At 71.7% G+C, this 8,799-nt stretch carries 8 protein-coding genes and 1 pseudogene; 5 read left to right on the forward strand and 4 right to left on the reverse strand.

All coding sequences use genetic code 11. The features are described from left to right. A partial coding sequence (locus AB0J68_RS20310; RefSeq protein WP_363939917.1) for a cellulose binding domain-containing protein occupies positions 1-1,675 on the forward strand: 1,675 nt, incomplete at its 5' end. Positions 1,676-1,687: 12 nt separating this feature from the next. Here AB0J68_RS20310 and AB0J68_RS20315 read toward each other — a convergent pair. Then, positions 1,688-2,359: a DedA family protein gene (locus tag AB0J68_RS20315; RefSeq protein ID WP_354860450.1), complete on the reverse strand. Its 672-nt coding sequence runs from the start codon at positions 2,357-2,359 to the stop codon at positions 1,688-1,690. 95 nt (positions 2,360-2,454) lie between these two features. Next, positions 2,455-3,069 carry a DUF1349 domain-containing protein gene (locus AB0J68_RS20320; RefSeq protein ID WP_363939919.1) on the reverse strand — a complete coding sequence of 205 codons (615 nt, stop codon included), beginning with the start codon at positions 3,067-3,069 and terminating at the stop codon, positions 2,455-2,457. Between the two features lie 91 nt (positions 3,070-3,160). On the opposite strand from AB0J68_RS20320, the gene AB0J68_RS20325 reads away from it, so the two are divergent. Further along, positions 3,161-4,813: an alpha-amylase family protein gene (locus tag AB0J68_RS20325; RefSeq protein WP_363939926.1), complete on the forward strand. Its 1,653-nt coding sequence runs from the start codon at positions 3,161-3,163 to the stop codon at positions 4,811-4,813. A 43-nt stretch (positions 4,814-4,856) separates the two neighbouring features. Further along, positions 4,857-5,615 carry a 3-oxoacyl-ACP reductase FabG gene (gene fabG / locus AB0J68_RS20330; RefSeq protein WP_354860447.1) on the forward strand — a complete coding sequence of 253 codons (759 nt, stop codon included), beginning with the start codon at positions 4,857-4,859 and terminating at the stop codon, positions 5,613-5,615. A 31-nt stretch (positions 5,616-5,646) separates the two neighbouring features. Here the strand turns inward: fabG and AB0J68_RS20335 are convergent, their stop codons facing one another. Continuing rightward, positions 5,647-6,063 carry a hypothetical protein gene (locus AB0J68_RS20335; protein ID WP_354860446.1) on the reverse strand — a complete coding sequence of 139 codons (417 nt, stop codon included), beginning with the start codon at positions 6,061-6,063 and terminating at the stop codon, positions 5,647-5,649. Beyond that, positions 6,056-6,483: pseudogene (locus AB0J68_RS20340) on the reverse strand (hypothetical protein). The gene AB0J68_RS20335 and the pseudogene AB0J68_RS20340 overlap by 8 nt, the downstream one beginning before the upstream one ends. Positions 6,484-6,766: 283 nt before the next feature. On the opposite strand from AB0J68_RS20340, the gene AB0J68_RS20345 reads away from it, so the two are divergent. Both AB0J68_RS20345 and AB0J68_RS20350 read left to right on the forward strand, forming a co-directional pair. Continuing rightward, positions 6,767-7,669: a Gfo/Idh/MocA family oxidoreductase gene (locus AB0J68_RS20345; protein ID WP_363939922.1), complete on the forward strand. Its 903-nt coding sequence runs from the start codon at positions 6,767-6,769 to the stop codon at positions 7,667-7,669. A 513-nt stretch (positions 7,670-8,182) separates the two neighbouring features. Continuing rightward, positions 8,183-8,799, forward strand: a 617-nt coding sequence (locus AB0J68_RS20350; protein WP_363939924.1) for an rRNA adenine N(6)-methyltransferase family protein, incomplete at its 3' end; no start/stop codon positions are given.

Below are 8,799 nucleotides of genomic sequence, written 5' to 3' on the forward strand. Positions count from 1 at the left end.
GCCCGCACACCACCCGGCCGCGCAGGGCATCGGCACCACCCGCCCGCACGACCGAGCGCCGCTCGACAACGGGCGACATCCCCCACCACACCGGTCCCTGGAGGCCACCGTGAAACTCCGATCCCCCCGCGTGGCGACGTTCGCCGTCGCGCTGGCCGCCGCACTGGTGGCGGCCACCGTCGTGGCACCGCCGGCCGCGTCGGCCGCCACCGCCGCCTTCGCCCGCACCAGCAGCTGGAGCAGCGGGTACGAGGCGAAGTTCACCGTCACCAACAACACGTCCACGGCGATCACCTCCTGGGACGTGCAGTTCGACCTGCCGGCCGGCAGCACGGTCGGGTCGGCCTGGGACGCCCTGGTGACCAGCTCGGGTCAGCACGTGACCGCCCGCAACCAGTCCTGGAACGGCGCGTTGGCCGCCGGCGCGAGCACGTCGTTCGGCTTCATCGTCGCCGGCACCGGTGACCCCACCAACTGCACGGTCAACGGCGCGTCCTGCTCGGGCGGCCCCACCACCCCACCGGGAGCCCCCGGCACGCCCGGCGGCCTGCGGGTCACCGGCGCCACCGCCTCGGCGGTCTCGCTGGCCTGGAACGCGGTCGGTGGCACGGTGACCGGCTACCGGGTGTACGAGGGCTCGACGGTGCGCGCCACCGTCACCGGCACCTCGACGACCGTCTCCGGCCTGGCCGCCTGCTCGGCGCACAGCTACACGGTCGCCGCGTACAACTCGGCGGGGGAGTCGGCGCGGTCGGCGGCGGTCGCCGCGAGCACCACCGGCTGCACCGGTGGCGGCGGTTCGATGGCCGTCGCGCCCTACCTCTACCCGGGCTGGGGTGACCCGCCCGCCCCGGCGACCGTCATGTCGGCGACCGGCGTGAAGTGGTTCACCATCGCGTTCGTGCTCTCCGGTGGCGGCTGCACCCCGGCCTGGGACGGCGGCGGCCCGCTCACCGGCGGCGCGCACGCCAGCACCATCGCGGCCATCCGGGCGGCCGGCGGCGACGTGATCCCGTCCATCGGCGGCTGGAGCGGCAACAAGCTCGGCCCGAACTGCTCCTCGGCCAGCGCCCTGGCCGGCGCGTACCAGCAGGTGATCAACGCGTTCGGGCTCAAGGCGATCGACATCGACATCGAGAACAGCGACGAGTTCGAGAACGAGGTCGTACAGGACCGGATCCTCGGCGCGCTGAAGATCGTCAAACAGAACAACCCGGGCCTGAAGACGATCATCACGTTCGGCACGTCGACCACCGGCCCGTCGTACTACGGCACCCGCCTGATCAACCAGGCCGCCGCGCTGGGCGCCAACATCGACACCTTCACCATCATGCCGTTCGACTTCGGCGGCGGAGCCAACATGTACCAGAGCACTGTCAACGCGGCCGAGGGGCTGAAGAACACGCTGAAGACGGCCTTCGGCTGGTCCGACGCGACGGCGTACGCCCACATGGGCATCTCCGGGATGAACGGGCTCTCCGACCAGCAGGAGCTGACCTCGCCGGCCACCTGGACCCAGATCCGGGACTGGGCGAAGGCGCGCGGGCTGAGCCGGTTCACATTCTGGTCGGTCAACCGGGACCGGCCGTGCCCGGGCGGGGGAGTCGTCTCCAACTGCTCCGGCATCGCGCAGAACACGTGGGAGTTCACGTCGATCAGCGCGCAGTTCAACTGAGCGCGACGCGGATCAGCGACCGGCGGTCACCGACCGCCGGTCGTCGCGCTCCCGGCGCCGGCGGACCTTACGGATCACCCAGCTGACCAGCATGACGGCGAAGACCGCGATGATCGCGTAATTGAACCAGTCGCTGTACCGCCCGACGTCCTGCCAGCGGCTGCCGAGCGCGTAGCCGGCGCCGACGATGAGCGCGTTCCACACCCCGCTGCCGATCGTGGTGAGCAGGACGAACTCGCCAAGTGGCATCCGGTTGGCCCCGGCCGGGACGGAGACCAGGCTGCGGACCACAGGCACCACCCGGCCGATCAGCACCGCCCACCGACCGTGCCGCTCGAACCAGCGGTCGGCCTTCTCCAGGTCGTCGCGGTCCACCAGCGGGATGCGGTCCAGCCAGCGCTTGAGCCGCTCCTCGCCCAGTGCCGCGCCGAGCCAGTAGAGCACCAGCGCGCCGACGAGCGAGCCGACCGTCGCGGCCAGCACCACGAGCACGACGTTGAACCGACCCTCGTGGGCCAGGAAACCGGCCATGGCCAGCACGATCTCGCTCGGGATCGGCGGGACGATGCTCTCCAACGCGACCAGCAGCGCCACGCCGACCGGGCCCGTCGCCTCGATCACCGAGGCCACCCACCCGGTCAGGCCGGTGAACTCGGACGGGTCACCAGTCTGGGCGTACGCCATTGGTCGTCCTTCCGATCCGGCTACCGGGAATCGGAAGGTCATACCCAGCGACCGGCGGCACACACCTGCGCGTGAGCCCTGCCACGCCGGCCGGGTCAGCCCTCCGGGTGCAGCGCGGTGTCGGCCGGGCCCTGCCGCCAGCCGGTGAACACCACGGTGAGGCCGGCGCGCGTCGGCGCGCAGCAGAACGGGCCGGCCATCGCTTCGGCCGCCGGGTCCAACGGAGCGAGGCGGACCAGTCGCCAGGCCGCATCCGCGACCCGGGCCCGTACGGTCAGCGCGTCGCCGGCCCGGCTGACCCGTACGGTCACCTCCTGGCCGGTCCACCCCGGGACCGGGGACACCGACCAGTCGGAGAACTCCCGGGTCGCCACCGCGCCGAGCTGGGACTCGCCGTCGCTGACCTCGACGCCCGCCTTGACCCACGTCCCCTCGTCGACCCGGACCAGCACACCGGCCTGGTCGAACTGCGCCGAGAAGTCGAGGATGAAGCTCACCTCCATGGCGGCGCCGACCGCCAGCGGCGCCAGCAGGGCGGGCCCGTTGTCGTGGACGAAGCCGTAGCTGGTCCGCCGCCAGAAGTCCGTCTCCGCCCCGGCCTCGACGACCAGCTCGCCGGCCGGGCCCTCCTCGGCGCGGACCGGCGGGTGCAGCCAGGCGCCCCGGGCCCAGTCCAGCGGTTCGCTCGGCGGTACGAGGTCGATCTCCATGACCGGCACGGTAACCAACCGCGCCCGGCCCCGCCGACCGGGTTGGCCGACCGGGTTTGCCGTGGTGATCGACCGGAGATGTTCCTCCGGCATGGGTGACCGTTGGTATTCCGAAGCCGTCGTCTACTGCCTCGACATCGACACGTACGCCGACTCGGACGGCGACGGGGTCGGTGACATCCGTGGGCTGATCGGAAGGCTGGACTATCTGGCCCGGCTCGGCGTGACCTGCCTGTGGCTGCACCCGATCCACCCGTCGCCCAACCGCGACGACGGCTACGACGTCACCGACTTCTACAACGTGGACCCGCGCTTCGGCACCCTCGGTGACTTCGCCGAGCTGCTGCACCAGGCAGAGAACCGGGGCATCCGCGTGATCATCGACCTGGTGGTCAACCACACCTCCGACGAGCACCCGTGGTTCCAGTCCGCCCGCTCGTCGCCGGATTCGCCGTACCGCGACTGGTTCGTCTGGTCCGACACCGAGCCGGACGACCGGCACCAGGGCATGGTCTTCCCCGGCGAACAGAAGGAGACCTGGAGCTACGACCGGACCGCCAAGGCGTGGTTCTACCACCGGTTCTACAAGTTCCAGCCGGACCTCAACTTCGCCAACCCGCAGGTCCGCGCGGAGGTCAAGAAGATCATGTCGTTCTGGCTCCAGCTCGGGGTCTCCGGTTTCCGGATGGACGCCGTGCCGTTCATCATCGAGCTGACCGAGCCGGGCAACCCGAACTCGCCGAAGGACTTCGAGTTCCTCACCGAGATGCGCCAGCACGTGCAGTGGCGGCGCGGCGACGCCGTCCTGCTGGCCGAGGCGAACGTCGAACCCGACCAACTGCCGACGTTCTTCGGCGACACGAGCGGCTCCGGCAACCGCATCCACATGCTCTTCGACTTCATGCTCAACGGCCGACTCATGCTCGCCCTGGCCCGGCAGGACCCGGAGTCGCTGATCGAGGCGTTGCGCGACACCCCGAAGCTGCCGGTCGGCGGGCAGTGGGCCACCTTCCTGCGTAACCACGACGAGATCGACCTGTCCCGGTTGACCACCGAACAGCGCAACCAGGTGTACGCCAAGTTCGGCCCGGACGAGAACATGCGCATCTACGACCGGGGCATCCGCCGCCGGCTCGCCCCGATGCTCGGCAACGACCGACGGCACATCGAGCTGGCGTACGCCCTGCAGTTCTCGATGCGCGGCACGCCGGTGCTGCGCTACGGCGAGGAGATCGGGATGGGCGAGGACCTGTCGCTGCCCGGTCGGGAGGCGATCCGTACCCCGATGCAGTGGTCGTACCAGCCGAACGCCGGCTTCTCCACCGCGGACCCGGAGAAGCTGGTCCGCCCGGTCATCGACAAGGGTGAGTTCGGCTACCAGAACGTCAACGTCACCGCCCAGCGCAGCGACTCGAAGTCGCTGCTCGCCTGGTTCGAGCGCATGATCCGTACGCTGCGGGAGGCCCCGGAGATCGGTTCCGGCTCGACCACCCACATCGACGTGGCGATGCCGGCCGGGGTGCTGGCGCACCGGGCGGACGGGCCGACCGGGACGATGGTCTTCGTGCACAACCTGGGCACCGATGACGTCGAGGTGGACCTGAGCAGCCTCGAACCGGAGGCCGACCTGCCGATCGACGTGCTCGCCGACCGTGGCTACGGCGAGTTGGGCAAGCTCGGCGCGGTGAAGGTCTCCGGGCACGGATACCGGTGGATTCGCCTATGCCGGGGTCGGGGGTTCTGACGTTAAGCTCCTCCGATCGACCCCACGTTACCGGGAGGTAATCATGTCGGAGGAGCCCCGCGTCGCCATCGTCACCGGAGCCGCGCGCGGTATCGGCGCGGCCACCGCCCGGCGGTTGGCCGCCGACGGGATGGCCGTCGCCGTGGTCGACATCGACGAGGCCGCCACCAAGGAGACGGTTGACGCCATCGTCGGCGCGGGCGGCCGTGCGCTCGGCGTGGGCGCGGACGTGTCCGACCGGGACCAGGTCGAGGCCGCCGTCGAGCGGGTCGCCGTCGAACTGGGCGCGCCCACCGTGCTGGTCAACAACGCCGGTGTGCTTCGCGACAACCTGCTGTTCAAGATGACCAACGCCGACTGGGACACGGTCATGGGCGTGCACCTGCGCGGTGCGTTCCTGTTCAGCCAGGCCACCCAGAAGCACATGGTGGACCGCAAGTGGGGGCGGATCGTCAACCTCTCCAGCACGTCCGCCCTGGGCAACCGGGGCCAGGCGAACTACGCCGCCGCCAAGGCGGGACTACAGGGCTTCACCAAGACGCTCGCCATCGAGCTGGGGCCGTTCGGGGTGACAGTCAACGCGGTCGCGCCGGGCTTCATCGTCACCGACATGACCGCGGCCACCGCCGCCCGGATGAAGGTCGACTTCGAGGACCTTCAGAAGCACGCCGCCGCCGAGATCCCGGTCCGCCGCCCGGGGCGCCCGGAGGACGTCGCGCACACCATCTCGTTCCTGACCAGTGAGGGGGCCGGCTTCGTCTCCGGACAGGTCATCTACGTCGCCGGCGGCCCCCGGGCCTGACCCGCGCGCCCTCGTCACGCGGCCCGGCCGGTCAGGCCGGGTCGCGGCGGGTGCGCCAGAGCCAGAACAGGCCGAGCACCGGCAGCACCAGCGGGATGTAGCCGTACCCGCTGCCGAACTGCGACCACACCGTCTCGTCGGGGAACAGGTCCTTGTCGACCACGCTGAGGATGCCGACGGCGACGACCCCGACCAACTCCACCGAGCAGCAGGCCAGCGCCACCCGTCGGCCGGTGTGCCCGGCCCGGGCCAGACCCACCGCGGCCACGATGTAGATGAGCGCGGCCAGGGCGGAGAGCAGGTACGCCACCGGCGCCTCGTCGAACTTGGTGGCGATCTGCAGACTCGCCCGGCTGGTCGCCGCGATGGCGAAGAGCAGGTAGACCGCGATCAGCAACCGGCCTGGACCGGCGTTCGTGGCGCGTCGGGCCGGTCGTGTCTCAACCACCGAGGACCTCCCAGGTCTGCTGCAACCGGACCACCACGACCGGCGCGACCAGGCAGACCGCGCAGACGATCGCCGACCCCCAGCGGGTCGGCTCCATCCGGGCCAGCACCCAGGCCAGCGGCGGCAGGCAGACCAGCGTGGCCAGGTAGCCGTAGAACGCGCCGGGCTCGCCCGGCCGGTCGCCGCCACCGACCGCGACCAGGGCCAGCACTCCCAACGCGAGCAGCGCCACCTCCAGTACGGCCAGACCGGTGAACTGCACCCGGTCCGGTGGCCGGTGGCGTACCGCCGCGACCAGCGCCCATACGGCGACGAGCAGCGACAGCACGATCGACGCCGTCGCGAGGAGCCCGTCCACCGGCGAGTCGGCGGCCGCGCTCGTCATCGGCCAAACCTGGTCGTTGCCTCGGTCACCGGCACAGCCTACTAACCGTCGTAGTACCCGGGTCACGCTGCCTGGCCGCCGCGCCCGCGGCGAGTCGCCGACCGAGGTGCACGCGGCCCCTGTAGAGCTGCCCCACGAATGGGGCGCCGTCCGCGGTCGGCGGCCCGTGACCGACCGCCTTGGGGCGCGTCGTTCGTTGGTCACAGGGGCGTTGGGCTGCTGTGGTTGGCGACCCGCCGCCGGTGAGCCGGGTGGGGCGACTAGCGTGGATCACGTCCGTGGCGTCGTCACGGTGCGGGGGAAACAGCGGAGGTACACGTGCTGCGGTTCGGCTTGTTCGGCACCGGTCACTGGGCGATCGAGACGCACGGTAAGGCGCTGCACGCACACCCGGACGCGGAACTGGTCGGCGTGTGGGGGCGTAACCCCGAGCGGGCGTCCGCGTTGGCCGAGCGGTACGGGGTGCCGGCCTACGCCGAGGTCGACGCGCTGATCGAACAGTGCGAAGCGATCGCTGTCGCGCTGCCGCCGGACATTCAGGCCGACATCGCGGTCCGTGCCGCCACCGCCGGCCGTCACCTGCTGCTGGACAAGCCGCTGGCGCTCTCCGTCGAGGACGCCGACCGGGTGGTCGCCGCCGCCGAGGCGTCCGGGGTCGCCTCGGTCGTGTTCTTCACCCAGCGGTTCCAGCCCAACGTCACCGCGTTCCTCGCCGCGACCGCCGCCGCCGGAGGCTGGCAGCACGGCCGCACCACCGCCTTCGCGTCGATCTTCCAGGAGGGCAGCCCGTACGGCGGCTCCCTGTGGCGTCGCGAGCACGGCGCGCTCTGGGACATCGCCCCGCACGCGCTCTCCATCCTCCTGCCGGTGCTGGGGCGGGTGACCCAGGTGGCGGCGATGGACGGGCCGAGCGGGATGGTGCACCTGCTGCTCACCCACGAGGGCGGTGCCACCAGCAGCGCCTCGCTGTCCCTGGATGCCCCGCGTGAGGCGATGGCCCGGGAGTTCGTGTTCTACGGCGAGAACGGGATCGAGACCGTCCCGGTCGGCGAGAACGACGCTGCCACGGCGTTCGGTGTCGCGATCGACCAGCTCGTCGAGCAGGTGCGCACCGGCACCCGCGACCACCGCTGCGACGTCCGCTTCGGCCGCGAGGTCGTCGCGATCCTCGCCGCCGCCGAAACCGCCCGCGCCGAATCCCGCACCATCCCCCTCCAGTAACCCACCCACCCCACCCAGCGCGGCCCCCACCCACCCCACACCCTCGTGATCAAGAGGTTTGCGTCACGACACGCCGTGCCGCGTGACCCAAACCTCTTGATCACCGCGGCAAGCCGGCGGGGGGGCCGGGCCGGGCGGGGCGGGGGCGGGGGGAAATGGGTGGGGGGGTGGGGTGGGGGTCGGTAGGGTGGTGGGCATGTTCACGCATGCCCTGATCGAGGGGGTCGGTACGTCGGCCGCCTTGGGTGCCCTGCTGGTGTCCCGTCCGCGTGTCCGGCGTCCGGCCCTGACGGGCTGGGACGTGACCTGCCGCTGATCGGTCCACTTCGCGGTGCGCTGGGGCTGTCGCCCCGCCGCCGCTGATCCTTCGCCACGGCACGAGGCTGTCGCCTCGTCATCGCGTACCCGCGCATCGTCCAGGGCCGTCCGAGTCCCGATCCACTCGGACAGGTCCGGCAATTCCGGCTGCCTGTCCAGCCCGTCGCCGAGCGGCGACAGACAGGACGACGACCCGTGGCGCCTCGCCCGTTTCGATCAACCGAACGCGACCGGTCCCGTCGCGTACTCAGCCAGAACTTTCTCGTCGACCGTGCGGCCGTCCAGCGGGTCATCCGCGCCGCCGACCCCGATCCGGCCGGGCTCCTGCTGGAGGTCGGCGCGGGCCGGGGGCAGCTCACCCGTCCGCTCGCGGCCCGGTGTGGGCGGCTGACGGCGTACGAGGTGGACCCGGCCGTCCGCGGCGCGTTGGCCGCCGTCTGCGCGGAGCTGTCCAACGTGGAGCACCGGCAGGCGGACTTCCTGGCCGCCGAGCCGCCACCGGAACCGTTCGCGGTGGTCGGCAACATCCCGTGGTCGCTGACCTCCGCCGTGGTGCGGTGGTGCCTGGCCGCGCCCCGGTTGCGGTCCGCGACCCTGCTCACCCAGCTGGAGTACGCGCGCCGGCGCAGTGGCGACTACGGCCGGTGGACCCGGCTCACCGTCTCGACCTGGCCGGAGTTCGGGTGGCGGCTGGCGGGGCGGGTGCCGCGTACCGCGTTCCGGCCGGTGCCGGCGGTCGACGCCGGGATCCTGCGCATCGAACGGCGGCCGGAGCCGCTGCTGCCGGTGGCGGCTCTGCCGGCGTACCGAAG

The sequence above is a fragment of the Micromonospora sp. NPDC049580 genome (assembly GCF_040675595.1).
Lineage (GTDB): Bacteria > Actinomycetota > Actinomycetes > Mycobacteriales > Micromonosporaceae > Micromonospora.